Consider the following 265-nt stretch of genomic DNA (forward strand, 5'->3'; position numbering starts at 1 on the left):
CTGTTGCTGCGCTGACCGGCTATGCTGCAGATTGGCGCGGATCCCTTCCAGCGTCAGGCTGAATGCCGTGAAGAAATCCGACATTTCCTGTCGTATCGGCTGTTGGATCTGTACATCGACGATCGCGTTGACGGTGTGCGATAACGCCGTCATCTCTTTCTTCATCGTGCTTTTTATCTTGCTCAACGTCAGGGTATAAACCGTTTCGGTGGTGTGATAGCTCTCCCAGCCCCAGTCATCAGTACCGAACAAACCGCATACCGAG

General features: G+C 53.2%; 1 pseudogene. It reads right to left on the reverse strand.

From position 1 onward, the window contains the following. Positions 1-265: pseudogene (locus WG891_RS26775) on the reverse strand (hypothetical protein); the annotation flags it as partial.

The sequence above is a fragment of the Serratia sp. MMO-28 genome, from assembly GCF_037199905.1.
GTDB lineage: Bacteria > Pseudomonadota > Gammaproteobacteria > Enterobacterales > Enterobacteriaceae > Chania > Chania oryzae.